This is a genomic window from Coleofasciculus sp. H7-1 (assembly GCF_057473865.1).
Genome location: NZ_JBYCCT010000034.1, coordinates 113542 through 137966 on the forward strand (window position 1 = coordinate 113542; position 24425 = coordinate 137966).

Genomic DNA, 24425 nt, shown 5'->3' on the forward strand with positions numbered 1-24425 from the left:
AGCCCTATCCAGTCGCGCAACACCCAAGTCCCACATTTTTTAGTGAGGAAGTGAAATCCCCGTGTCGTCTAGCACTATTCAAGACAAACACCCGCGAGAGCCAGTCCCACCGATTTTTAAGTTCATCCAGGGAGTCGGGAAAGCAACGGGCGGAACCCTCCTCGGCATCACCATGCTTACCAGTTCGGTAGTCGCCGGTGGACTGGTTGGATTAGCAATTAGCTTCCGTAACCTGCCAGATGTGCGCGTTCTCCGCAGCTACGCTCCTACTGAAACTTCTTACATCTACGATGTTAAAGGCAAGCACCTCGCCAGTCTCCACGGCGAAGCCAATCGCGAAATCGTACCTCTGGACAAAATCTCCCCCGAACTGAAGCGGGCGGTTCTAGCGATTGAAGATAGCCACTTTTACTTCCACCAAGGCATCAACCCGAACAGCGTTGGTCGCGCCATCAGAGCGAACTGGCAGAAGGGTGAGGTGGTTGAGGGTGGTTCCACAATCACCATGCAGTTGGTGAAAAATCTATTTCTCTCTCGCAAGCGCACCTTTAGCCGCAAAATCGCTGAAGCGGTACTGGCAATTCGTTTGGAGCAAATCTTTAAGAAAGACCAAATTTTAGAAATGTACCTCAATCAGGTGTATTGGGGTCACAATAACTATGGCGTCCAAACGGCATCTGAAAGCTACTTTGGCAAAAAAGCCGCCGACCTCAACTTGGCAGAGGCGACAATGTTGGCAGGGATGATTCAGGCTCCAGAAGACTACAGTCCTTTTGTCAACTACAAGCTCTCCAAACAGCGACAAGCGCAGGTGTTGGCTCGGATGCGAGAGTTGGGGTGGATTACGGCCCAAGAGGAAGCAGCCGCCCGCAAGCTAACCATTAAGAAGGGTCAGCTGACTTCTTGGCAAACCAGCGAACTGCCTTACATCACAGATGCAGTCGTGGCTGAGTTGAAAGAGCGCTTTGGCCCGGATGCAGTGCTAAAAGGGGGAATGCGAGTCCAAACTACCATCGACTACAAATTCCAACAGATGGCGGAACAAAAGGTCAGTCGTTGGCATAGAAGACTTCAGGGTTGGGGACTTTATAACAACCAAATTGCTCTGGTGTCAGTCGATCCTCGGACGCATTTTGTGAAAGCGATGGTCGGCGGGGTTGATTACGAAAAAAGTAAGTTTAATCGGGCAACCCAATCGCGACGCCAGCCAGGATCTGCCTTTAAACCTTTTGTTTACTACACGGCGTTCGCGACTGGCAAATATTCGCCCTATTCCACTGTCTACGATTCGCCAGTGAGCTATCGAGATGGTGGCGGCTATTACTCTCCCAAAAACTACGGCGGCGGCTACTCCGGTGCGATGAGCATTCGCCAAGCCCTCACGGTCTCCGCTAACGTACCCGCTGTGAAGATTGGGCGGGCTGTGGGGTTGGATAAGGTGATTGAAACCTGCCGGACGATTGGCTTTAAGAGTCCGATTGAGCCGGTGATTTCTTTGCCTCTGGGAGCGATTGGTGTGACGCCTTTGGAAATGGCTGGCGGCTATGCCACGTTTGCCAGTAATGGCTGGCATTCTGATACCACGTTTATTGTCCGGGTAACAGACAGTAGCGGCAATGTGTTGCTCGATAACACTCCTAAACCCCGTCTGGTTTTAGACCCGTGGGCGACGGCTTCTCTAACCCAAGTGCTGCAAGGGGTGATAAATGGCGGTACGGGGAAAGCGGCACAGATAGGTCGTCCGGCTGCTGGTAAGACGGGTACGACTTCTTCAGAGAAAGATGTTTGGTTTGTGGGCTATGTTCCGCAGCTGGCAACAGCTGTTTGGATTGGGAAGGATAACAACCGCAGCTTAGGTGGTGGTGTTACAGGGGGTCACTACGCCGCTCCGGTTTGGCGCGATTTCATGTCAACCGCTATGGCTGGTGAACCCGTGCAATACTTTCCATCGCCTTCCAAATTTGAACGACCCCGCTCATAATTTGAGATTTTGGATTTTGGATTCAATCCAAAATCCAAAATCTTTAGGTTTGCTTGGACAGTTCGGATTTCATCCGCTCTAGGGTGAGGTTCATTTGGTCAAACATTTGAGCTGGAGTGATGCCAAATTGACCAAGCTGGGTATGTAGCTGCTGCACTGTCATTTGAGCCATGAAGTCATCAGATAGCTCGAATCGCTTCATAAAGATGCGATAGCGATCCATCATGGCTTCCATTTGCTCAATGAAAATCTTTTTTCCTTCAAGATCAAATTTGCCGTAGTCGCTTCCCAGTTGGATCAGGGATTGATAATCTTCAAACAGCTGCTTGGCTTCTTGCTGAACAATTTCTGAATCAAAAAATCCCATAGCCTTTTCTTTTCCCCGTTAATGGGCTTCCCCGCCAAGGGGAAGTTTACTGCTTTGAGTATCATTTTAGTGCAGCCCAAAGTTTCCGTTATATTCGGTTTTCCGTATTAACGGCGATCGCGCTCTAAATCTTCGATCGCTTTTTCCCAATACTATTCGTCCGATCTCCCAGGATGCCTCTGTTTTGCCAGACGGCATCTAATCACCTAGCTTCCATTGACGATCTTTTAGTAAAGCCTATCCAGTTTCTGAGTAATGTCAGCGCCAAGCATCTACAAGCCGTACCAAGGGAAAAAATCAATATTATGGAAGAAGACAAATGCTTCCATCGCAAGTAACGTCTCGACAGGAGAATCCTCTGCTTTCCCTAAGCTTTTTTCGGGAAAATATGGCAGCGGCATCGGGAAGCAGGAAGTCAGTCTGCAAGGAGGAGCCAAGGGGTCATAAAGTGGTGCGTTTCATGTTAACAAAGGCAAAAAATCGAAAAGTTGCAGCTATCTTGGCGTTGGTGGGAACGGTGATACCCGTGGCTGGATTTCATAAATTTTATCTCGGACAGCCGCTGTGGGGTCTCGCTTATTTGCTCTTGTCGTGGGGAACACCGATTCCTCGGATTGCCAGCGCGATTGAAGGGTTTTGGTATTTAGTCCAAGACGGGGATGAGTTTGACCGTAATTTTAATTTGGGCGTGGAACCGGCTGTTTCTTCCGTTGGCGTCGATCCCGATCGGGTAGGTGCGATCGCAGATGCCTTGCGCCAACTGGACAGCCTGCGGGAAGAGGGACTGATTTCAGAATATGAATTTGAGCAAAAGCGCCGTCAATGGCTCGATCGCATAGCTTGATATCTATGGCACTTTTTGAATGGCTACCACCGACAGCTCGATTAAATGTGAATTTGCAGTCAATTCGGGGCAAGATTTTGAACGATCCCTACTACCGCCTGCAATCAACCCAAGAAATTGCGATCGCAGCTGAACTAGGTATCAAGATTGATGCGAATCAGGCAAGTGTAGACGATTGGCTGAGATTGCCGGGGTTATCGATTCATCAAGCGCGATCGCTTGTTTCCTTAGCTCGATCTGGCGTTAAATTTTTCTGCATAGAGGATATTGCGGCAGCACTAGGTATGCCGCCAGCTAGGCTAAAACCTCTAGAGGCAGTCATCCGATTTTGTTACTACGACGACTCTAGTTTGGCGACGCCGCAACTCATCAACCCTAATACGGCGTCTGTAGAAGAGTTGATGCAAATTCCATTTATTGACTCGGTTCTCGCCACCACAGTAGTGCAAAATCGTCTCGTTGCGGGGTCTTACCGCAACCTAGTTGATTTCCAGCAACGGCTGTCGCTTCCAGGAAATCTAACTGCCCAACTAATGCATTATTTGCGATTTTGAGTAAGTTATTGGGAAGAGTTATGAGTTTTAAGTTTTGAATTGAAAACATATAAAACTCAACATTCATAACTCTAAACTTTGACTTAAGTGAGACTAATCCGACTAAGAGGCCAGAAGCGGAAAAAGGCGCGACCAATGATATTTTTCTGGGGTAAGAAGCCCCAAACGTGGGAGTCGTTGCTGTTATTACGGTTATCTCCCATGACTAATACCTGGTCTTCAGGCACCAGCGCTGGCCCCCACTGATATTCTGGGGGTTCTGCGATGTAGTCTTCCTGGAGGGGCGAGTCATCCACGTAGACCTTGCCATTTTGAACTTTAACGACGTGACCCGGTGTGCCAATCACCCGTTTAATAAAGGCTTGGTCTTTAGCGTAGCCTTGAATTTGCAGTTTCTGGGGAGGGTCAAAAACTACGATATCGCCGAGGTGAGGTGCCTGAAAGCGATAAGAGATTTTTTCCACTACCAAGCGATCGCCCACCTGCAAGGTCGGCAGCATAGAATCAGAGGGGATATAGCGGGGTTCTGCAACAAATGTTCGGATAAAAAGTGCTAAACATAGGGCAATCAATAGAATTTGCAGATTTTCTCTTAATTGTTCCCATATTCCGCCTGCTACTGCATTTTTCCCTTTGTTTTCGCCAGGATCTACACGTTTAGGTTGCCCTTGTTCTGTCTTCTCAGCAACAACTACCTCAGTTTGATTGACTCCATCCTGGGAAGAAGCATCTGCCTGAAGCTCAGGCGGAAGTCCCAGTTGGGTCGAGTTTGAAGTAGCAAATTGTGGAGACTCGTTGACGGCTGCCAAATCCTTTTCCTCAGATGCCATAGAAGTTTCAACTAAAAATATCTGGCGTTGTTAGCCACAGAGACAGTCTTGGCTTGTTTCAGCTCTCAGCCAAGATACCACGCGACCTCCGGTTTAGATCCATTGGATTCCAGCAGGCTGTAATATTTCTCAATTTTTAAAGATTCTTCTTGTTCTTGTTTAACTAGATTTACTGAGTCTAAAAAGTAACCTCTATATTTTTATAAAAAAGTACTGACTTATATATACACTTTTATAATATTTTTTCGTTTTTGGGGTTTTGGCAAAACCTCAAAGTTCCGAGAAATTATCTAGAGACAATCAATAAGGTTACTGTTACAAATTAGGGAGGGACACAAATTTAGGGCAAAAAGGAGTTTTCATAATATGAAATTGCGTAATATTGCAACCTTAATAGCTGGTGCTACGGCAACTCTGTGCTTGATGTCTGCGACTGGGCAGCAGGCTAACGCAGGAACGATCTACAAAGATTGGAACTATGGAATTGATGCCTTTAATGATGGCTCTGGTGGCTCTGGTTATGAAATTAAGGGTATGGCAATAAGGGAAACCAGTGACAGCATTTTTGTAGCTCTGACTGGTGGTACGCCCTTGACAGGAACTTACGCTAGTGGCGCTGCTGACAAAAACATTGGTTGGGGAGATTTATTTTTCAATTTCACCGATCAAACTTTTAAAGCTGCCAGTGATACAAACAGTTTGTTTGGGATTCGCTTTGCTGGAACTAACGATTCAATGGCTTCCAGCACTGGCGTCTACAAAAATGTCCAAGCCACTACCGTCACTGGAGCGAACCAGGGATATAGTACTTTGAAGCAATACTATGATTATGGATGGAATCGGGAGAATACTCAAGGCACAGATATTGCCACCAAAGCTGATGCTTATGCCTACTTAGGTCAAGGCTCCATTCTGAATGTAATTGGCTCAGGTACAAAAGTGGGTGACATTACCATGCTCACCGCCTCTGCATTGAGTGCCGCTGGACTTGACTTTAGTCACTTTTTGGCAAGTGGAGAGCAAACCATTGGGTTCCAGTTGAACAAGTCTCTTCTTGGCTTTGGAGACTACGTTGCTAATATATTTCTTGAGTGTGGCAATGATGGCGTTGCAGTTGCTGGAGCAATTTTGCCACCAGCCCCAGCGCCTCACGAGGTGCCAGAGCCTACTGGAACTGCGGGTATGGCTTTAGTTGCTTTAGCGTTTGTAGGCAGTCAACTGCATAAGCGTTTTCAGGAGAAAGTGACGCTAGAGTGAGACTCTTAGAAAAATGTTATAGCTATTGAAAGCAACTAACAGGAACTTAACCAGGAACTGGAAACCGTCTTCTACTATCTGCGCTAGCGTAGATAGTGAAGATGTGTTCTCCAGTTTTTGCTGTGTTATTTTCTAAACGTCCTGTTATACTTACCGGATTTATCGGTTGCCTGCTGATTTCCTTAAGTGCTTGCGCTAACAGTCCTAATGGTGAAGCGCTAGAGCGATCGCTCGCAGCAGACCCTAAACTTAAAGACAATCCCGCTACGTTTGGTTTGCCATCTCAAAACAACTCTCAGAACGAAACGCTTGTCGCACTCCCCTCTGATTTCCCATCTGAGATTCCCGTCTATCCAGAGGCTCAGCTGCAAGAAGTCACGCCACCAACAGCCGATTCTAATCAAGGACAGAGCCTCCGTTGGACGACTTCTGACCCCAGCAACTCTGTCCAAACCTTTTACCAGAAGGAATTTCAATCGAATAACTGGGAAATTGTGAGTCAGCCAACTGAGACTGCCGAAGGTACTGCTACCCCGACAGATATCTTAGTAGCTCACCGGAATAACCTGAAAGTTACCGTATCCATCCAGTCGGGTTCCGGTAGTAATAGTTTTATCTCAACGCCCTCGCCGACTCAACCTACTGCCGCTAATAATGCAGCTAGTACCACACAATTTACCATTCAGTATGTCCGCGACGGCAGCGAAGCAACAGCACCGTCACCGAGTAATTCAGATGTCGCCAGTCAGCCAACTACTGAGGCAACTACCGGCAAGCCTGAGTCTCCCTCTGAACCCTCTGTATTTACAGATATCAACAAAGCACCCCAAGAATTACGTCAGCACGTAGAAAACCTGGCAGCATTGGGTGTACTTTCGCTCAACTCTGGTGGTTCCAAGAGTAATTCCGCCGCAGGCGAACAGTTTGAGCCAAATAAAACCATCACCCGCCGCCAGTATGCGCGTTGGCTGGTAGCTGCGAATAATCAGATTTATGCCAATAGTCCGGGTAAGCAAATCCGTTTAGCATCAGCAGATGTCCAACCGGCTTTCCAGGATATTCCCCGCAGCGAACCTGATTTTCCAGCAATTCAAGGTTTAGCAGAAGCAGGTTTAATTCCCAGTCGGTTGACGGGTGATGCTACCGCTGTGTTGTTTCGCCCCGATGCACCGCTTACCCGCGAAAACTTGATTCTCTGGAAAGTGCCCCTAGATACGCGCCAGACTTTGCCCACCGCTTCGGTTGACGCAGTGAAGCAAACGTGGGGATTTCAGGATGCAGGCAAAATTGAGCCGAAGGCGTTGCGGGCGGTATTGGCAGATTTCCAAAATGGAGAATTGGCAAATATCCGGCGGGTTTTTGGGTATACGACGCTGTTCCAGCCGAAAAAACCCGTGACGAGGGCTGAGGCGGCGGCGGCGGTCTGGTACTTTGGCGCTGAAGGTGAAGGGGTATCTGCTCAAGATGCTTTGCAGAGCCAGCGTCAACAGAGCCAGCCATCAGCGACATCTACGCCGGAGCCTACACCGTTAAGTTCTCCGAATCAATAAGCTTGACAATCAAAAGCAGTCAATGAAGCGATCGCAATTAGGCAAAGCCCTTGCTGGAGGTAAGCGATCGCTTCGTGCATTCTTTGGAATACAACAGCTCCCCTTTGAGAAGCGTAGGTGGAGGCAGTGTCAGAATCTATTAAAAAAATCTTAAAAAATAAATTATAGTACTGCCCCTGTGGGTTTTCACTGGAATTAGCCTTAAATTCACATAAACTTTACATTATTTGGCGATAAATTTGCAAGAACTTCATCCAAAACTCTATAGAGTTGGGGAAAACGTAGCAGAAAATACGGAGAAAAAGATAACCATGAAAAAGCAAGTTCTAGCCACAGGATTTGTGCTTTTTTCTTTCCTATTGCCACTTAAAGCAGTAGCGGCGTCCTTTGATAAAATTTACGTCTTTGGTGACAGCCTCTCAGATACTGGCAATGTGTTCAATCTTACGCAAGGATTCTTTCCCCAAACTCCACCCTACTATCAGGGACGTTTTTCTAATGGCCCGCTCTGGGTGGAGGCTTTAGCCGATAAGTTGGGATTAGCTCCGGCTCTGTTCACTAACCTTGGAGGAAGTGCTAGCTCTAGCGACGGCATTAACTTCGCTTTCGGTGGTGCTACCTCAGGAAGCAGTAACGTCGCTGGTTCGCTTTTACCGGGATTGCAGACGGAAATCAATTTCTTTAAGAGTGGTTTGGCGGCAACCAATCAATCTGCTGACTCAGAAGCTCTATATATAGTCTGGGCAGGTGGCAATGATTACCTCGGTGGTGGCGTTACAAATCCGACTGAGCCAGTCAAGAATATATCGGCGGCGGTGACATCGCTTTTCAACGTTGGCGCTCGAAATTTCCTCGTGGCTAACTTACCAGATTTGGGAAAGGCTCCCATCGGTCTTAGTGGTGGTAGTAATGTGTCCAACGGTCTCAGCCAGTTGACCGGATTACATAACTTGGGCTTGAGCCAGACTCTTGCTAGTTTGAGCCAGTCATTAAACGGAATCAACCTCAAATCTCTCGATATCAATTCTTTATTTAACAATGCGATCACAAATAAAGAGAAATTTGGTTTCACAAATGTGACTGGCTCTTGCCTAACCAACTACAATTTTCCCTTTGATTTGAACTACGATGTATGCGATAACCCAGACAGTTTTTTGTTCTGGGACGACATCCATCCCACAACCGCTGGTCATAAGCTAGTGGCAGACTTAGCATTTGCAGCGCTGACACCAGCGCCCGAACCTCAAAAAAGCGTTCCGGAACCGGCTTCTGCATTGGGGATATTAGCCTTCGGTGCTTTAGGGGCGAGTTCGCTGAGGCGGCGCAAACAGAAAAAAGCCAGCTCAATAAAGACTGAAGTATAAAGGATGAAGGCTCAAGGATGAAGGAGTTCATGTTAAGGCTAAATTTCACCGTTCATCCTTGATATTTCACACTTCATACTTTTAAGCATGACTTTGTTGGATTACGACAATCTGTTTAACACTATTGAAGAGTTAGTGCTGCACCATTCTCCCAGCGGTGCGGAGGAAGAAATTGACCAATTGTTGATGAGTCGATTTAAAGCGCTGGGAGTGGAAGTTTGGCAGGATAATGCCGGAAATATCATTGCCAAAATAGCCGGTCAAAAGCAAGAGAGAGGCATCGCCATCACTGCCCATAAAGACGAAATTGGCGGCATTGTCAAACAAGTCGGCGACGAGGGACGGGTGGAAGTACGGAGGCTGGGCGGCGCGTTTCCGTGGGTTTATGGCGAGGGCGCTGTAGACTTACTGGGAGACGAGCAAACAATTACTGGGATTCTCTCTTTTGGATCGCGCCACATCTCCCATGAATCCCCCCAAAAATCCCAGCAGGAAGACAAACCAGTGCGCTGGGAAGATGCTTGGGTGGAAACCAAATGCACGCCCGAAGAACTAGAAATAGCGGGAATTCGACCGGGAACCCGAATGGTGGTGGGGAAGCATCGCAAGCGTCCCGTGCAGTTGAAGGATTGGATTGCCAGCTATACGCTGGATAATAAGGCGTCTGTAGCGATTTTGTTAGCGCTGGCTGAAACGGTAAAGCAGCCTCCAGTTGATATTTATCTGGTGGCTTCTGCGAAGGAGGAAGTTGGCGCAATTGGGGCAATGTACTTTACTCAGAAGCAACGTGTGGATGCTTTGATTGCGCTGGAAATCTGTCCTTTGGCTCCCGAATACCCAATTGCCGATGGGATTGCGCCGGTGTTGCTTTCCCAAGATGGCTATGGAATCTACGATGAAGCTTTAAATCGTCAGTTGCGGCAAGTTGCCAAGAATCTGAATATCCCTGTGCAATTGGCGACGTTGAGTGGTTTTGGCAGCGATGGCTCAATTGCTATGAAGTTCGGTCATGTCGCCCGTGCTGCGTGTCTGGCGTTTCCGACGCAAAACACGCATGGCTATGAGATTGCACATTTAGGCGCGATCGCTAACTGTACACATATCCTGTGCGCCTACTGCGAAACCGACTTTAGCCATTCGTCAACAGCACCTGATAACTGACAAAGGACAATTGATCCCTGCAATTCCTTACAATTAAGCCAGTGATCCTGTGATAGCAGTTAAGCCTTGTATGCCCAAAACTGTAGCCGACGTTATGAGCCGCGACCCGATCGTGGTACGGACTGAAACACCTCTCAAGGAGGCCATCCAAATCTTGGCGGAACGACACATCAGCGGTCTGCCAGTAGTCGAGCAAACTGGCAAATTGGTGGGCGTTATCTCGGAAACTGACTTGATGTGGCAAGAAAAAGGGGTGACTCCCCCGGCTTACATCATGTTTCTAGATAGCGTGATTTACCTGCAAAATCCAGCCACCTTTGAACGAGACTTGCACAAGTCTCTGGGGCAAACGGTTGGGGAAGTGATGACCCACGATGCGATTACCATTACAGCGGACAAACTTTTACGGGAAGCCGCTGCGCTGATGCACGAGCGAAATGTTCGCCGCTTGCCGGTGATTGATAAAAATGGTCAGGTGATTGGTATCCTCACCCGTGGGGATATTGTGCGGGCAATGGCATCTGAGATCGATTAATCCTGGTCATTAGTCATTGGGAGGAAGCCGCAAAGGACTAATGACTAATGACTCATAACGAGTGACAACTGAAAACTAATCAATAATCAAATAATAATGAGCATTACCCCTGAGTCTGTTAGAGAATTGCTGGGTTCAGAAAATTTTGGCGATCGCATTCGTGGCATTAACCAGCTGCGCCAGCTGGAACGGGCGATCGCATTTGAGCTGGTACAACCAGCCGTGACGGACAGCAATACCCGCGTCAGATATGCCGCTGTCAGCCAGATGGATACCCTGGGACAAGAAGATTTACAAAAATCTTTGACCGTTTTGCGCGATCGCTTGTTCAATGACTCGGAAGCAGATGTCCAAGCTGCCGCTGCTGATGCTTTGGGAGCGCTACAGTTAAAAGAAGCCTTCGATGACTTGCAGCAAGTTTACAACCAAACCCCTGAGTGGCTCGTCAAGTTCAGCATTGTTGCTGCTTTGGGAGAAATGGGCGACAGCAGAGGGTTTGAACTACTAGAAGAAGCTCTCACCTCTGGTAACGACTTAGTACAAACTGCTGCTATCTCTTCTCTGGGAGAATTGGGAGATCCGCGTGCAGTTCCCCTCATCGTTCCCTATTCCACCCATTCGGATTGGCAGATCCGCTACCGGGTGGTACAGGCGCTCAATCGCCTGGGTGGAGCAGAAGCACGCTCGACATTAGAAGCTCTAGCGAATGATCAAGTCGAGCAAGTAGCCCAGGAAGCACAAACTTGTTTAAAATCCGCTTGAATAGCCGGTTAAAGTAACCCTAAAATTTCCCTAGTCTGATAGAATCCGTTTTCTTTGCTGGAAGTTGAACGGGCGAAGCATTCCTCTCCTTAACCAGGGGTTTATCCCCAAATTGGGAAAGGCTTCGCCCGTTTTTGCATCCATTTTTTTAAGTATTTTCTCCTACTAACTATTAACTCCAGCCGTTTTCAAAGCCATTTTCTCAGTATTTCCCGCAGTTAAACTATTCCGTTGTCAGTAATTTCTCGGTTATTTTATTTGGCTCTTCCGTAGTTGGTATGCTAAATTTATAGTCAAGAAGCGCCACAAGCTATACTAGCCATGAATTTAAGCCAATTTAGCGTTTATTAAATAGAAAATACAGTCCAAAATCGTTATACCTTGCTAGGTAAGCCTTTCAAGTTTTGGAATCAACTTTTTAGCATACCAAGTAATGAAGAGCCTTTTATTTTCTTTAAATAATAGAAATTTAGTAAGCCGTAGTTTCCCGGAAATTTTATAGATTGTTTTTATTTAATCGTAAAAAATCCGGATACATATATATTCTTAGCCCCAGACCTTTACTTCACTCCAGCTTTACAAGTTTCTGTAGAAACTACGGGTGATGTTAAAGAGTCAGTAAAGATACGTCCGAATGATTGCTATCCGCTCGGAGGATTCCCTATATTAGGAATAACAAAGCCAAGCATATTTACGCGGTCTCCTGAGTTTGCTACTAAAAGCTAGAGTCATCTCTTAGATAACCATTCTTCGTTCATCAGGTGCTTAAGTAGTTTCCAACAAAATCATCCGGAACACTCAAGCAAACTACTAGGTTCAACTAAAAAATAGCAACAAAACTCAAACGCTGAATATGCGGAAATTTAAAATCCTAAACTTCGGATCAATTAAGGTGAACCAGATGAAACTTCAACAGACTTCAGCCTTCATCAGCTTAATGGCTGGCAGCCTTCTAGCTTTTGGTGCAACTTCGGCTCAGGCTTTTGCTCCCTTCACGTTCGATACCACCTTTTCTCCAAATCCTGCTGACCCCAAAAAGGATATCAAGCTAGAGGCAGTTACTTTTGATTCCACTACGATCAAAGACTTCTCTCTAGTTACAGGTGCCAAAATTATCCAAAATGACCTGAAAAATTTCGGTCCTGGCAGTTCCGACCACGGAGATGATACTGTAAGCGATCCGTATCTGCCGGAGGGACCTAGAAAGGAACACCCCGCTGCTGCTGATATCGTTGCTAGCCTAGGCAACTTGAATCTCAACAGCATCATTGACACTGAAGATGACTATGGAACATCTATAATCGAAGTTTTCTTCGGGAAGGCAACAGACACATTCTTCTTCTTTGAAAGAGGCAATCCGAAGCCTGGGGCTACTCAGACAGCTGGGAACAGCGATCTAAAGGTTGATTCTCTGGATAAATTTGGAAACGTGCTAGAAACGTTCACGATTACCAGAAATATGTGGACGGATGCTGGCTACAGTATCAACACCAAAGAAATCAACGAAAATCAGAAGGTTGGTTCTTTAGGTCTGAAGGGGTCACAGAAGGCTGTTGGTCTCCGGCTGTCAAGCTTCAAGGGCTTTAACGGTCCTGACTATAAGGTAGTAGCTACCAAAGACGTGCCTGAACCAGCAACCTTGGCGGGTTTAGGAATGGTAGCAGGTGCTTTAGTGGTTTCTCGCCGCCGCCGTCAAGCTGCTAAGGTTTCCTAATTCTCAATTTTTTAAACAACGCACATATTAATCGGGATTAGATGCTGAACAAGCCTTCTAGTCCCAATTTTTTTTGCCAATTTAGAGAGGATTGGGGTGAGGCAGATTGGTACACCCCAGATATTGTCATTTTGAGATCAGCCTAGACAATTGCTGGTAGCGACGACAGATGTGTTGCTGGATGAGTAGATTTTAGCGATCGCGTTTCTTCTAGCCGCTAAACTATCAGACACTGAATAGTTTAGATGCATGAAAATTCGAGATATTGGAGAACAAGGTTTATTAGAAAGATTGCAGCGCTTTTGTCCGCCGGAAGTTGTGGGGGATGATGCGGCGGTGATGACCATTCAGCCCGGTCAAGAATTGGTAGTGACGACAGATTTACTGGTAGATGGAACTCATTTTAGCGATCGCACCACTTCCCCAGAAGACGCTGGTTGGCGTGCCGCAGCTGCCAATTTATCCGATCTAGCCGCAATGGGGGCACTTCCTCTAGGCATTACTGTAGGTTTGAGCGTCACTGGTGATACACCTGTCACCTGGGTTGAGCGACTCTATCAGGGACTCACCGAATGCCTGCAACAATACAACACAGCCATCGTCGGCGGCGATATTTGCCGCTCATCGGTGATTACCGTCGCGATTACCGCCTTTGGTCAAGTTTCCCCAACTCAGATCCTTCGGCGCTCAAATGCTCAGGTAGGGGATGCCATTGTCGTCACTGGCGTTCACGGAGCCTCACGAGCTGGTCTAGAATTACTGCTTCACCCAGAGTTGGGTCAACACCTCAGTGACACTGAGAAAGCATCTTTAATCGAAGCTCACCAGCGTCCCAAGCCCAGGCTAGATGTGTTGCCGCTTTTGTGGGAAATTTTAGATTCCCCATCCAAAATCCAAAATCCAAAATCTAAAATGCTAGTGGCTGGCATGGACAGCAGCGACGGTCTAGCAGACGCCATTGTGCAAATCTGCCGGTGTAGTCGAGTGGGCGCCTATGTCGAGCGCGGTGAGATTCCCCTGACTCATGCCCTTACTCAGCTCGTGCCTGCCGAACAAGCTCTGAACTGGGCTTTATACGGTGGTGAAGACTTTGAACTGGTGCTGTGCTTACCTCTAGAAAAAGCCCAGGCGTTAATAAAACGACTGGGCAAAGGAGCAGCTGTGGTCGGCAAAATTACTACCGGCTCAAACGTCTTATTAGTAGACTCCACCGGCGTCTATCCCGACCAACAACTCACCCTAAGCCAAGGATTTCAGCATTTTTAAGCTTTCCACTTCTGACCCATCAGTTCAGCCAAGTCTACAACCCGCTGACTGTAACCCCACTCGTTGTCGTACCAAGCGATAACTTTAACCAGGTCTCCGCCCATAACCATCGTCAGACTGGCATCCACAATGGAAGAAGCATCGCTACCCCGATAATCGCTGGAGACTAGCTCCAGTTCGTTGTATTCCAGAATGCCTTTCATCGGGCCTTCAGCAGCAGCTTTCAGCGCTTGGTTCACTTCATCAGTGAAGGTCTGCTTCTCGACTTGAATCACCAAATCCACTACGGAAACGTTTGGAGTTGGCACCCGCAAAGCAATCCCATTCAGCTTGCCCTTCAGCTCTGGCAACACCAAAGCTACTGCTTTGGCGGCACCCGTTGAGGTGGGAACAATGTTGAGCGCTGCCGCCCGTGCCCGCCGCAAATCCCGGTGAGAAGCATCCAGTAAACGCTGGTCGCCGGTATAGCTGTGGGTGGTGGTCATCGTGCCTTTGATAATGCCGAACTGTTCGTGCAGCACTTTGGCAACGGGCGCTAGGCAGTTGGTGGTGCAGCTGGCATTGCTGATCACAACATGCTTGTCGTGGTCATAGTCTTTATCGTTGACGCCTACCACAAAGGTGCCGTCATCGTTTTTACCGGGAGCGGTAATCAGAACTTTCTTAGCTCCAGCGTTTAAATGCTTGGATGCCCCTTCCTTGCTGGTAAAGACGCCAGTTGATTCGATAATTAGGTCAATTTCCCAATCTTTCCAAGGCAAGTTTTCTGGGTTGCGATCCGATGTGCATTTGATCGTTTTGCCGTTAACAGTGATGGAGTTGTCATCGTAACTGATATCAGCGTTAAACTTCCCCAGCATGGAATCATATTTCAGCAAGTGGGAGTTGGTTCTTGGGTCAGAAGTGTCATTGATAGCGACGACTTCTATATTGCTATTTTCCCGACCCAGCCAGCATCGCATAAAGTTACGTCCGATGCGTCCAAAACCGTTGATCGCTACTCTAATCACAGCGTCTTGCCCTCTGTCTGGTGACCTACAGTATTTTCCTGTTAATGACCCCAATCATATCGCAAAGGCTGAACAATTCTACCTAGTGGTTTGCAGCGATTCTCCTCAATCGAATTTGGTTGGGATCTCGCAAAGGAGCGTTTTTACCGGGGAGAGGACAAAAGTTGGGGCAAGAGGGCGACGAGCAGCGTGTTACATAGCATCTCGATCGCATACAATTTTGCGGCAGTTCTGAAATCCCATCGCCAGAGATTAGGGGAAGCGTAGCAAGTCGAGGCTCAAATTAACCTATTCAGAAGCTTTTGCAGATTAAATTTTGGTCAAAACTATTATTTTGTTAGTTTTTTCTCGCATTTAAGCGATTAAGCTTTTAATTTCATTGCGTATTTTCTTGTTAGTCTCTACAAAAATTCGTAGCTATTTTTAGAATGAATAGCACCTAAAAGCATACGATGAAGAATTTCAATTTTTTGCTGGCGGTAGCATTAGGAACTCTGATAAGTACAGAAATGGCAAGCAATCGGGCGCTGGCTTAGATGCCAAAATCTAATATTACCCGCCGTTCAACACCTACCGCGAAACTTGTTACTTAAGGTAGAGGTGCTGATGAGTTGTTTAAGCTACCTAGCAAGTTGCGGCGACTAGGTAAGTATAAACAAGCGAATGCGAGTAGAGCGCACGCTTCGCTATCGCAGCTTTTGACTAGGGGCTAAAACTAAAGCCAGATTATTCGCTAGGTATTTGTGAGGCTACACGCTTAGTAGCTTAGGACAGTATCCAGAAGCGATCGCCTCCCTGCTATGACGAAACCATATAGCTCCAGCCTAATTACCCGATCTTGAAGCACGATTGGTGAGTAATCCGATTCCGATGCAGATGGCGAATGTGCTATCAAATCATTTGAAATGATATCAAGAAGCGATCGCCTTCTATGACTTAGTGCTTAAAAGTGAAACTCAATGACCATCAAGTTGAATTCGCCAAATAAATAACAAAAAACGGGTTTCGGCAGAAGATCTACGGGCAATGTAAGCCCAGTATTGTGGAATGCAAGAAGAGCTGAGTGCAATGGAGGTAAGAGTTCGCCCATTCAGAGGGACGCGACAGGCATCAGACACTGTTCAGCATTGTCTATGCAATAAAAATAAAAAATAATTCATTCTTAATTTTTAATTCTTAACTCCTCCGTAGAGGTTGTGGGTGGAAATATATACTCTGACGGCTTCTGGGACTAAATAACGAATTGAGTGTCCTTGGCGACAGTAGTGGCGAATCAAACTCGATGAGATGCCCACTTTTGGCATTTTCAACAACTGCCAGCGAATAGTCAACCCTTGGGCGGCAAGCTGCTCTTGCACCTGGTGGCACAAATTCTCCTGAGGATCATCCATTGAGGCAAGTGATTTTGAACGCGGTGCTACTAACCATTCACAAGCTGGTACAAGTTCCTGACGCCGATACCAACGGGGTAAGTTTCCAAAAGCGTCCATGCCAATAATCCAGTACCAGTGGGTACTGGAGTAGAGATTTTGTAGGTCAAGCAGTGTATGAATGGCATAATCTGGACGGGTACAATTTGGCTCCACAGGCAAGAGGACAAAGGCTGGATGGTCTGCGATCGCCTGTTGCACCATTTGAGCGCGATGCTCAAATTCCACCGCCACTTTGTAGGGAGGACAACGACTCGGTACCCAAATGACCTGGTTCAGAGACGCTTGAGATAAGGCAGTTTCCGCCATCAACAGGTGTCCCCAGTGAATGGGATCAAAGGTGCCACCCAAAATTCCCAAGTTTTGCATACAAGATCCGTTGTGGCTTGTCTCCTATTCTCCAGCTTAAGCAGTAAAAATGCGGATGATCTGCTACTGTCTTGGTGTTAGTCTTTGCAAGAAGTTTCCGGACTGAAATGCATTTTGACGTGTAAAGATAAAAACCATCCCATGATAGAAGCCGCTCTTTTTAGAAATGACCTAAAGTGCAGTTAAGCGAAGAAAAGTGCATTCTGCGATCGCGCTTTTGGGATTGTGCTGTAAATCTTGACAAGGTTGTATCAGGAAAAATCAATTCTTGATATGATAGCGCGTGTTATCCGTGCAGCCTGGTGTGTGTGGTGTGTAAGGAGTTAAGATGCCGAATACTGTTGATTTTACCGGGAGGCCATTTCATTTCATCGGCATTGGTGGAATTGGAATGTCAGCTCTCGCCTACGTTCTAGCCAAGCGTAAGCTGCCTGTATCTGGATCGGATATTCATTCCAGCCATATTACTAAACGTTTGCAGGCCGTTGGCACTCATGTTTTTGGAAGTCAAGACGCCTCAAACTTGGAATTTTTTCAACCAACCGAGGACTCAGTCTACGAAGCATTACCAACGGCAGTTATTGGTATAAGCGATCGCCAGGAACCATCCTGGGAACCTGTAGAAACTGGAGCTACCCGGTCTAGTCGAGGGTCATCTGCAAAACTTAGAGCAATGGCTCTACCCCAAGTGATTTGTTCAACCGCAATCAATCCGGCAAACTCTGAATATCGGGCAGCCATTGAATTAGGCTGTCCGATTTTTCATCGTTCGGATTTATTAGCAGCTTTGATCCAGCATTACCAAAGTATTGCTGTCGCTGGTACTCATGGGAAAACCACAACCAGTAGTTTGATTGGGTATTTACTGCTACAAGCAGGATTAGACCCAACAATCGTGGTCGGCGGTGAAGTGAATGCCTGGGGAGGCAACGCGCGGTTGGGAGACGGCCCCTATCTGGTCGCGGAAGCGGATGAATCAGATGGGTCTTTATCGAGACTCTCAGCCACAATTGGCGTGGTTACAAACATTGAACTGGATCATCCAGATCACTATGAATCGCTCGAAGAGGTGATTACCACCTTCCAGATATTTGCCAAACGCTGTAAAACCTTGGTGGGGTGCATTGATTGTGCTGTAGTCAGAGATTGTCTGCAACCCACGATCGGCTACAGCTTGCGGCGAGATTCTGGGGCTGATTATACAGTCGATGAGGTGGATTATCGGGCTGATGGCACAGAGGCACAAGTCTGGGAACGGGGAGAAATTTTGGGGAAGCTCTCCTTAAAGTTGCTAGGAAAGCACAATCTCAGCAATGCCCTAGCAGCCGTGGCTGTGGGTCGTCAGCTGGGGATGGATTTTGAGGTAATTGCAGAGGCGATCGCTACTTTCGAGGGTGCCCGCCGCCGATTTGAGCTGCGGGGCGAGCGCAATGGTATCTACTTTGTGGATGATTATGCTCACCATCCCAGCGAACTTCTGGCAACACTGTCAGCGGCGCGCTTGCAAGTGTTGCCGCCGCGACGGCTTGTCGCTATTTTCCAACCGCACCGCTACAGCCGGACGCTCGCTTTTTTACCGGAATTTGCTCAATCTTTTAAAGATGCCGACATTGTGGTTCTGTGCGATATTTATAGCGCCGGAGAACCCAATTTGGGGCAAATTAGCGGTGAACAGGTCGCGGAATTAGTTGCGGCTAATCATCCGAACGTGCATTACCAACCGTCTCTGCCGTCAATCTGTAAGTTACTTACAGAAATCCTCCGACCGGGCGACTTGGCTCTGTTTTTGGGGGCGGGGAACCTCAATCAGATTATTCCTGAGGTCATGGCGTTCTATCAAAAAACTGACGAAGCCAGCCTCAAGTAATCGGTGATGACTGAATCCGTTAGCTGAATTGAAGTCGTACTTGTGAGTAAAGTAAGTTCCCAGCTAACAGATTCATTCAAAATTACTCAAAACTCATGTTGTGGCCTCAGATGTCTCGGCATTCAAAATTGTGATATTGATATGACTCTCTCTTATGATCCACCCAGCGTTGTAGACGCTTCTTCCCCCCAGAAAAAATCCCCCAAGTCTTCTTCACCCCTTTACCTACCTGGAACCGATTGTATTGTGCGATCGCAAGCTCCCCTCTCTAGCTTGACCTCTTTTCGGGTCGGAGGCCCAGCCGAATGGTATGTAGCTCCCCGCCGCACCGAAGAACTGCAAGCCAGTTTTGAGTGGGCGCGGTATCAAGAATTGTCGATCACTCTCTTGGGAGCCGGTTCAAATTTACTGGTGAGCGACAAAGGTCTTCCCGGTTTAGCAATCTGTACTCGCCATCTCCGCCACACCCACTTCGATCCGGAAACGGGTCAGGTGAGTGCAGGTGCCGGAGAACCCATTGCCCGCCTCGCATGGCAGGCAGCAGAACGCGGCTGGCAAGGGTTGGAATGGGCAGTTGGCATCCCCGGCACAGTCGGCGGCGCAGTGGTGATGAATGCAGGCGCTCACACCAGCTGTACCGCTGATATTTTAGTCAACGTCCAAGTCCTCTCACCCAGCAGAAAAGCTGAGATTTTGACACCCCAACAACTGGGATTTGCCTACCGCACCTCAATCCTGCAAGGAGGCGATCGCTTGGTGACGCAGGCAACCTTCCAACTCCAACCGGGAGCCGACCCAGCCCAAGTTATGGCAACAACCGCCAAACATCTAGAGCAACGGCGAACCACTCAGCCCTACCATTTGCCAAGTTGCGGCAGCGTTTTCCGCAATCCTGATTCCCACAAAGCCGCCTGGTTGATTGAACAAACTGGACTCAAAGGCTACCAGATTGGCGGTGCCCAAGTCGCCCAGCGCCATGCCAACTTTATTCTCAACTGCGGCGGTGCTACAGCTAGCGATATTTTCCATCTGATTCGCTATGTTCAGCAGCAAGTGGAACAGCATTGGTCTCTGTGCTTAGAACCAGAAGTGAAAATCTTAGGTGAGTTTCAGCCTGCTTAAAGGTGTCGCCAGACGCCAAGGATACTAAGATTGAAATTGGCTTGCAAGTCTATCGCATACGGCATTAATAGTTATGACACAAAAAGGATTTGGCTTTGGCTTAGGCAAAATGAAAGAACTAGCCGAAGCTTTTAAAAAAGCGCAGCAGGTTCAAGAAGGTGCCAAAAGGCTTCAAGAAGAATTGGAGCAAATGGAGATTGGGGGAGAGAGCAGCGGTGGAAGCGTTAAGGTGTTCCTCAGCGGCAATCAAGAACCTCTGCGAGTGGAAATTTCAGCAGACGCCTACAATCAGGGAGCAGATGCTCTGGCTGAACTTGTAACAGCGGCAATGAAAGATGCCTACGAAAAGTCCACTGCAACAATGCGATCGCGCATGGAAGACCTCACCAGCGGACTCGATCTGCCACTGTAACCCCTAAAGGATTTCCCAAGAATCAATCGAACGATCTTGTAAGGCAGGCGTCTCGCCTGCCACCCAGTTAATCGTAGGCAAAACGGCGATAAATAGTTCTTGGGTTGGCAATCTTTTAAGATAGGCAGAGAAGCTTCAGGAGCAGAGGAGAATTTGGCTCTACACTCTTGTTTTCTCCCCCGTTCCCTTGCTTATTGCGGTGGCTTTGCGGGCTTTATCTGTAGCTGCGGTAACTCCAAAAACGTTTTGTAGAGTCGATCTGCCAGCACCGTATTGGCTTCATCCGTCAAGTGAATGGCGTCTGAAAAAGCCTGACCGGGAAAATTCTGGTAAAGCTTGTAAAAATTCAGCACTTTCACATTTTGCGGAAAACTTCGCTGTAACTGCCCAGTCGTTGTTTCTAATTGTCCATAACCGGCTTGCACTCGCTGAGTATAGGTTGAACCGAGTTCGTTTAAAAGCTCTCGTTCTCTTAGGGAAAGATTATTCGTTGAGCGCCCGGTGATTTCTGGCTGAACTACCAAAACCAAAGGCATCTGTGCCGCTGCTGTCAGACGAATCATCTGTGTCTGGTGATTTTGATAGCGCTTAACTCGACGCTCCAGCTCAGTTGTGTTAGCTGCCAGACGTTGTGCTAAAGGGACGCTTTCCTCACTCACTGCCATACTAAGCCGCTCCACAGACGGTTGCGGCTTTAACAGCCAATATTGTGTTGCTTTCACTAAATAGGTTTGATTGAGCCAGCGCTTCATGTCCTGATTCAGCTCAAACCATAGATGCCCTGCTGCGTTGTTCAGAAAGTTTTCTACATGAGGGATATTTGTTTCGTTTTCAGTGCTGGGTAGCATTAAATCTGCATACCCATTCAAAACCACAATCGCATCGGGCTGGTAAGGCAAAATCTGGAGGGCAAACTCAGCCAGTTCGTTCCCGGAAGTATAGCCGGGAACCGCCGCATTAATGACACGATAGTTGCCTTCCCGAATCCGTAGTGGCAAGGCAAGTGCTTTCACCCGTTCTGGTTTGTAGTAGGGCAAGAAATCCGGGCGAAATTTCTCTGGGGAAGCTTTCTGCTGCTTTACCCGGATATTGAGGCTACCTTCCAGTTTATTGGCAAACGTGGTGGGGTTATTGGAACTCATTTGACCAAAAGCTGTGGAACCGCCCAAAATGAAAACCCGAATTTCATCTTTGGGTTTCGCTTTGGAAACCGGCTGGTCATCACGAAAACCCTGTTCGTTAATGCGCCAGAATTTGCTCTGCTGATTTCCTGCCAGCTGATATCCCACTGATAAACGCCGTTTGGCAACCAGACGCCCGTCATTCGGTAACCCCCCGTAGGGTTGCTGGTTTTGATCGAGGAATTTAAGACCGTAGGCGGTAACTTCTGCTGGCTCACCTTCATAGGCTGTCAATTCAGCATTTTTGCCCGCAACGCCCACAACAATCCGTGCAAGCAGTTCCAAGAGAATCAAAATCAGGGGCAGAGCCAGGAGTAGGATCAGAAGCGAAGGCGGCTGGCGGCGTTTTTGGTAAGGTTTGTAGCGGGACTTCTTAAACATTAAGTAATGAACCTCAAATGACCAACGAACAAAGGAAGTAAAAGGCGAAAAAGGGATGATTAAATGTTTGCCTTTCGCTTTCATGAGTTGCCGGTGGAGTAAGGCGGAATAACAAAGCCAAAGATTAGCTCGATCCCGGCATCCGTTATTCCACCGCGATCGCAGTATGCAACAATTTCGTTGCTAAACTTAACACCGGGGTAGATGACCACTTATGATGAATGGGTTATACCGATTGACTTTTCCCTAAATGCTGGTGCGGAATTAGGGACTTGTGAGTGGGGAAGTGTATCAATCATTAAACGTACAAAACTAGACATCTTATCATCAAATGTCCTACAAGTTATTATTCGTTTGCCTGGGTAATATCTGCCGGTCGCCTGCGGCAGAGAACATCATGAACCATTTAATTGAGCAAGCAAACTTAGAAGAACGCATTGTCTGCGATTCTGCCGGTACCGCAGGTTATCACATTGGTCGTTCCCCCGACCGACGCATGACAGTAGCCGCAGGACATACAGGAATTAAACTCCAAGGTCGGGCGCGGCAGTTTCAAAAGTCTGACTTTGAGGATTTTGACTTGATTGTGGCAATGGATCGGGAGAATTACCGCGATATCCTCTCCCTTGACCCATCTGGGAAGTATCGGGACAAGGTGCGGCTGATGTGTGACTTTTGCACCCGCCATACTGCGACTGAGGTGCCTGACCCCTACTACGGTGGCCCGGAGGGGTTTAACCAAGTCATCGATTTACTTTTAGATGCCTGTGAGGGTCTGCTACAACACGTTAGTCATGTTAATAACTAATGCCTAATCAAATTCAACAATTAGCGATTAGCGATTGACTATTCCACTAGATGATGCTCTAAGGCAAAACGCACTAGTTCGGCTCGGTTGCTAGTTTCCGTTTTTCTCAGCAGGTTGCTGACGTGCTTTTCCACTGTCCGAGGACTGAGGTGCAGCTCGTTGCCGATGTCGGCGTTAGATAAACCCTTGGTGAGTAAATCTAGAACTTCCTGTTCTCGCGGAGTCAAGTTGAATGAGTTTGAAGGAGTATGTTGGGGAAGCCGAGGAGCTTCAACTTCCTTCTCTGGTGTGGCAACAGCATGAATAAGCGATCGCCATTCGACTTGAATCATCTGCGATCGCTCTAAAAGATTGCGAATCACTGCCCCTAACTCATCCAACTCAAACGGCTTGGGCAGATATAGATCGCAGCCTAATTGGTAGCCCCGAATCCGTTCTGAGGTACTCGCACGCTCCGTTAAGAAAATCACTGGCAATAAACGAAACGCTGGGCGTTGACGGAGACGCCGCACCAGTTCATAGCCATCCATCCGGGGCATCATAATGTCTGTTACCAGCAAATGAGGATGATATGACTCAACTAAACTGAGAGCTGCTTGACCATCCTCAGCTGTAATGACTGAGTAGCCAGACATTTCCAGATAATCGCATATAGAAAGCCGAATTCCTGGATCGTCATCGGCAACCACGATGAGCAAAGGCATGGGCACAGAGGAAGAGCGTACATAACCCCTAGAATAGGTCAAGTCCATCCTAAAAGTGGGAACACTGTTCTGCCTCTTAAGGTGAAAACTGACCAATGCGTGAAAACCAACTAAAACGAAAACTCAAGCGAGGTGAGGTCGTCCTCGGCCCGTTCATCAACTGCGCCTATCCAGCGTTTATAGAAATCTGCGGACACGCAGGATTTGACTTTGCCGTGATTGACATGGAACACGGTGCCCTCAACACACTGGTTGCCGAAGACCTGTGCCGTGCAGCCGACTGCGTGGGATTGGCACCGATTGTACGCATCCGCAAGAACGACACACCGCAAATTCAACGGGCACTGGACATCGGCAGTGCCGGTGTCCAAGTGCCTCAGATAGAAACTCAGTCCGACGCGGCGGATGTTGTGCGTGGTGCCAAATATAGCCCTCTTGGTTCGCGTGGACTTTCATTTTACACCCGTGCTGGCGTGTACGCAGCAGCAGGGACGCAAATTACAAATCAGCTCAACGAAGAGTCTCTGATTGTCATTCACGTCGAAGGGATTCGCGGCGTCGAAAATATCGAAGAAATTGTCAGCGTGCCCCACATTGATGTCATTTTTCTCGGTCCCTATGACTTGTCGCAGTCCTTGGGCATTCCGGGGCAAGTGCAAGACTCGCGGGTGCTTGAGCTGATGCAAAAATGCGTCACCACTATTCGCAATGCTGGGAAATCTGCGGGCACATTTGCCGATAATCCTGAAACGGCGAAGCAGTGGATTGATGCCGGGGTTCAGTACATCGCGCTTGGTGTGGATGTCGGTATTTTCCTGCGAGCTTGCGAGGCGTTGGTAAAAGCAGTGCGAACTTAAGGTTGCCGATTCAGTAAAATCCCAGAGAAGGAAGGAATATGTAAAACTATATCTAAATTTTTACATTTCACCGAGTCGTGGGGAGGGAATATTTATCAA

At 47.7% G+C, this 24425-nt stretch carries 22 protein-coding genes; 16 read left to right on the forward strand and 6 right to left on the reverse strand.

Going from position 1 to position 24425, the window contains the following annotated elements:
* The first annotated feature begins 61 nt into the window (after positions 1–61).
* Positions 62–1981, forward strand: a complete 1920-nt coding sequence (locus AC2VDX_RS08840) for a transglycosylase domain-containing protein (protein ID WP_378182380.1) — start codon at positions 62–64, stop codon at positions 1979–1981.
* 43 nt (positions 1982–2024) lie between these two features.
* On the opposite strand, the gene AC2VDX_RS08845 is transcribed toward AC2VDX_RS08840, so the two are convergent.
* Entirely contained in the window at positions 2025–2348 is a 324-nt protein-coding gene (locus AC2VDX_RS08845; protein ID WP_378182383.1) for a DUF1825 family protein, read from the reverse strand.
* Between the two features lie 460 nt (positions 2349–2808).
* Here AC2VDX_RS08845 and AC2VDX_RS08850 point away from each other — a divergent pair, with 460 nt between their 5' ends.
* Positions 2809–3192 (forward strand): NINE protein, encoded by a 384-nt coding sequence (locus AC2VDX_RS08850; protein WP_378183025.1) that lies wholly within the window; start codon positions 2809–2811, stop codon positions 3190–3192.
* A gap of 5 nt (positions 3193–3197) precedes the next feature.
* Positions 3198–3746 (forward strand): ComEA family DNA-binding protein, encoded by a 549-nt coding sequence (locus AC2VDX_RS08855; RefSeq protein WP_378182386.1) that lies wholly within the window; start codon positions 3198–3200, stop codon positions 3744–3746.
* An 83-nt stretch (positions 3747–3829) separates the two neighbouring features.
* Here the strand turns inward: AC2VDX_RS08855 and lepB are convergent, their stop codons facing one another.
* Positions 3830–4354 carry a signal peptidase I gene (lepB, locus tag AC2VDX_RS08860; RefSeq protein WP_378183028.1) on the reverse strand — a complete coding sequence of 175 codons (525 nt, stop codon included), beginning with the start codon at positions 4352–4354 and terminating at the stop codon, positions 3830–3832.
* Between the two features lie 588 nt (positions 4355–4942).
* On the opposite strand from lepB, the gene AC2VDX_RS08865 reads away from it, so the two are divergent.
* From AC2VDX_RS08865 to thiL, 8 genes are all read left to right on the forward strand, one after another.
* Positions 4943–5833 (forward strand): XDD3 family exosortase-dependent surface protein, encoded by an 891-nt coding sequence (locus AC2VDX_RS08865; RefSeq protein ID WP_378182389.1) that lies wholly within the window; start codon positions 4943–4945, stop codon positions 5831–5833.
* Positions 5834–5934: 101 nt separating this feature from the next.
* Positions 5935–7383: an S-layer homology domain-containing protein gene (locus AC2VDX_RS08870; protein WP_378182392.1), complete on the forward strand. Its 1449-nt coding sequence runs from the start codon at positions 5935–5937 to the stop codon at positions 7381–7383.
* Between the two features lie 311 nt (positions 7384–7694).
* Positions 7695–8747, forward strand: coding sequence for an SGNH/GDSL hydrolase family protein (locus AC2VDX_RS08875; protein ID WP_378182395.1), 1053 nt, complete (start codon positions 7695–7697; stop codon positions 8745–8747).
* An 87-nt stretch (positions 8748–8834) separates the two neighbouring features.
* A complete protein-coding gene (locus AC2VDX_RS08880; protein WP_378182398.1) occupies positions 8835–9908 on the forward strand; it encodes a M42 family metallopeptidase in 1074 nt (357 codons plus the stop codon).
* A gap of 70 nt (positions 9909–9978) precedes the next feature.
* A complete protein-coding gene (locus AC2VDX_RS08885) occupies positions 9979–10443 on the forward strand; it encodes a CBS domain-containing protein (protein ID WP_378182401.1) in 465 nt (154 codons plus the stop codon).
* Positions 10444–10539: 96 nt separating this feature from the next.
* A complete protein-coding gene (nblB, locus tag AC2VDX_RS08890) occupies positions 10540–11205 on the forward strand; it encodes a phycobilisome degradation protein NblB (RefSeq protein WP_378182404.1) in 666 nt (221 codons plus the stop codon).
* 901 nt (positions 11206–12106) lie between these two features.
* On the forward strand, positions 12107–12919 hold the full coding sequence (locus AC2VDX_RS08895) for an exosortase-dependent surface protein XDP2 (RefSeq protein ID WP_378182407.1): 813 nt from the start codon (positions 12107–12109) through the stop codon (positions 12917–12919).
* Between the two features lie 249 nt (positions 12920–13168).
* Entirely contained in the window at positions 13169–14185 is a 1017-nt protein-coding gene (gene thiL, locus AC2VDX_RS08900; RefSeq protein ID WP_378182410.1) for a thiamine-phosphate kinase, read from the forward strand.
* On the opposite strand, the gene AC2VDX_RS08905 is transcribed toward thiL, so the two are convergent.
* Both AC2VDX_RS08905 and nadD read right to left on the reverse strand, forming a co-directional pair.
* Positions 14182–15195, reverse strand: a complete 1014-nt coding sequence (locus tag AC2VDX_RS08905) for a type I glyceraldehyde-3-phosphate dehydrogenase (RefSeq protein WP_378182413.1) — start codon at positions 15193–15195, stop codon at positions 14182–14184. The two genes, thiL and AC2VDX_RS08905, sit on opposite strands and share 4 nt — an antisense overlap.
* A 1169-nt stretch (positions 15196–16364) precedes the next feature.
* Entirely contained in the window at positions 16365–16994 is a 630-nt protein-coding gene (nadD, locus tag AC2VDX_RS08910; protein ID WP_378182416.1) for a nicotinate (nicotinamide) nucleotide adenylyltransferase, read from the reverse strand.
* Positions 16995–17322: 328 nt separating this feature from the next.
* Here nadD and murC point away from each other — a divergent pair, with 328 nt between their 5' ends.
* From murC to AC2VDX_RS08925, 3 genes are all read left to right on the forward strand, one after another.
* Positions 17323–18861 (forward strand): UDP-N-acetylmuramate--L-alanine ligase, encoded by a 1539-nt coding sequence (gene murC / locus AC2VDX_RS08915; protein ID WP_378182419.1) that lies wholly within the window; start codon positions 17323–17325, stop codon positions 18859–18861.
* 141 nt (positions 18862–19002) lie between these two features.
* Positions 19003–19983, forward strand: a complete 981-nt coding sequence (gene murB, locus AC2VDX_RS08920; protein ID WP_378182422.1) for a UDP-N-acetylmuramate dehydrogenase — start codon at positions 19003–19005, stop codon at positions 19981–19983.
* A gap of 73 nt (positions 19984–20056) precedes the next feature.
* Positions 20057–20395: a YbaB/EbfC family nucleoid-associated protein gene (locus tag AC2VDX_RS08925; RefSeq protein WP_190410563.1), complete on the forward strand. Its 339-nt coding sequence runs from the start codon at positions 20057–20059 to the stop codon at positions 20393–20395.
* Positions 20396–20586: 191 nt separating this feature from the next.
* On the opposite strand, the gene AC2VDX_RS08930 is transcribed toward AC2VDX_RS08925, so the two are convergent.
* The gene (locus tag AC2VDX_RS08930) at positions 20587–21957 is read right to left on the reverse strand and encodes an SGNH/GDSL hydrolase family protein (RefSeq protein ID WP_378182425.1); all 1371 of its coding nucleotides are present in this window, start codon (positions 21955–21957) and stop codon (positions 20587–20589) included.
* 331 nt (positions 21958–22288) lie between these two features.
* Here AC2VDX_RS08930 and AC2VDX_RS08935 point away from each other — a divergent pair, with 331 nt between their 5' ends.
* Positions 22289–22765 (forward strand): low molecular weight protein-tyrosine-phosphatase, encoded by a 477-nt coding sequence (locus AC2VDX_RS08935; RefSeq protein ID WP_378182428.1) that lies wholly within the window; start codon positions 22289–22291, stop codon positions 22763–22765.
* Positions 22766–22803: 38 nt separating this feature from the next.
* Here the strand turns inward: AC2VDX_RS08935 and AC2VDX_RS08940 are convergent, their stop codons facing one another.
* The gene (locus AC2VDX_RS08940) at positions 22804–23469 is read right to left on the reverse strand and encodes a response regulator transcription factor (protein ID WP_378183031.1); all 666 of its coding nucleotides are present in this window, start codon (positions 23467–23469) and stop codon (positions 22804–22806) included.
* Between the two features lie 95 nt (positions 23470–23564).
* Here AC2VDX_RS08940 and AC2VDX_RS08945 point away from each other — a divergent pair, with 95 nt between their 5' ends.
* The gene (locus AC2VDX_RS08945; RefSeq protein WP_378182431.1) at positions 23565–24326 is read left to right on the forward strand and encodes an HpcH/HpaI aldolase family protein; all 762 of its coding nucleotides are present in this window, start codon (positions 23565–23567) and stop codon (positions 24324–24326) included.
* The last annotated feature ends 99 nt before the right edge of the window (positions 24327–24425 follow it).

What these genes read in the sequence shown, in the direction of transcription:
- thiL (WP_378182410.1), top strand. Translation starts at nt 13,169, where the DNA reads ATGAAAATTCGAGATATTGGAGAACAAGGTTTATTAGAAAGATTGCAG.
- AC2VDX_RS08940 (WP_378183031.1), bottom strand. Translation starts at nt 23,469, where the DNA reads ATGCCTTTGCTCATCGTGGTTGCCGATGACGATCCAGGAATTCGGCTT.
- AC2VDX_RS08880 (WP_378182398.1), top strand. Translation starts at nt 8,835, where the DNA reads ATGACTTTGTTGGATTACGACAATCTGTTTAACACTATTGAAGAGTTA.
- AC2VDX_RS08930 (WP_378182425.1), bottom strand. Translation starts at nt 21,957, where the DNA reads ATGTTTAAGAAGTCCCGCTACAAACCTTACCAAAAACGCCGCCAGCCG.
- AC2VDX_RS08935 (WP_378182428.1), top strand. Translation starts at nt 22,289, where the DNA reads ATGTCCTACAAGTTATTATTCGTTTGCCTGGGTAATATCTGCCGGTCG.
- AC2VDX_RS08870 (WP_378182392.1), top strand. Translation starts at nt 5,935, where the DNA reads ATGTGTTCTCCAGTTTTTGCTGTGTTATTTTCTAAACGTCCTGTTATA.
- nblB (WP_378182404.1), top strand. Translation starts at nt 10,540, where the DNA reads ATGAGCATTACCCCTGAGTCTGTTAGAGAATTGCTGGGTTCAGAAAAT.
- murC (WP_378182419.1), top strand. Translation starts at nt 17,323, where the DNA reads ATGCCGAATACTGTTGATTTTACCGGGAGGCCATTTCATTTCATCGGC.
- AC2VDX_RS08865 (WP_378182389.1), top strand. Translation starts at nt 4,943, where the DNA reads ATGAAATTGCGTAATATTGCAACCTTAATAGCTGGTGCTACGGCAACT.
- AC2VDX_RS08895 (WP_378182407.1), top strand. Translation starts at nt 12,107, where the DNA reads ATGAAACTTCAACAGACTTCAGCCTTCATCAGCTTAATGGCTGGCAGC.
- AC2VDX_RS08885 (WP_378182401.1), top strand. Translation starts at nt 9,979, where the DNA reads ATGCCCAAAACTGTAGCCGACGTTATGAGCCGCGACCCGATCGTGGTA.
- AC2VDX_RS08875 (WP_378182395.1), top strand. Translation starts at nt 7,695, where the DNA reads ATGAAAAAGCAAGTTCTAGCCACAGGATTTGTGCTTTTTTCTTTCCTA.
- nadD (WP_378182416.1), bottom strand. Translation starts at nt 16,994, where the DNA reads ATGCAAAACTTGGGAATTTTGGGTGGCACCTTTGATCCCATTCACTGG.
- AC2VDX_RS08855 (WP_378182386.1), top strand. Translation starts at nt 3,198, where the DNA reads ATGGCACTTTTTGAATGGCTACCACCGACAGCTCGATTAAATGTGAAT.
- AC2VDX_RS08850 (WP_378183025.1), top strand. Translation starts at nt 2,809, where the DNA reads ATGTTAACAAAGGCAAAAAATCGAAAAGTTGCAGCTATCTTGGCGTTG.
- murB (WP_378182422.1), top strand. Translation starts at nt 19,003, where the DNA reads ATGACTCTCTCTTATGATCCACCCAGCGTTGTAGACGCTTCTTCCCCC.
- AC2VDX_RS08925 (WP_190410563.1), top strand. Translation starts at nt 20,057, where the DNA reads ATGACACAAAAAGGATTTGGCTTTGGCTTAGGCAAAATGAAAGAACTA.
- AC2VDX_RS08845 (WP_378182383.1), bottom strand. Translation starts at nt 2,348, where the DNA reads ATGGGATTTTTTGATTCAGAAATTGTTCAGCAAGAAGCCAAGCAGCTG.
- AC2VDX_RS08945 (WP_378182431.1), top strand. Translation starts at nt 23,565, where the DNA reads ATGCGTGAAAACCAACTAAAACGAAAACTCAAGCGAGGTGAGGTCGTC.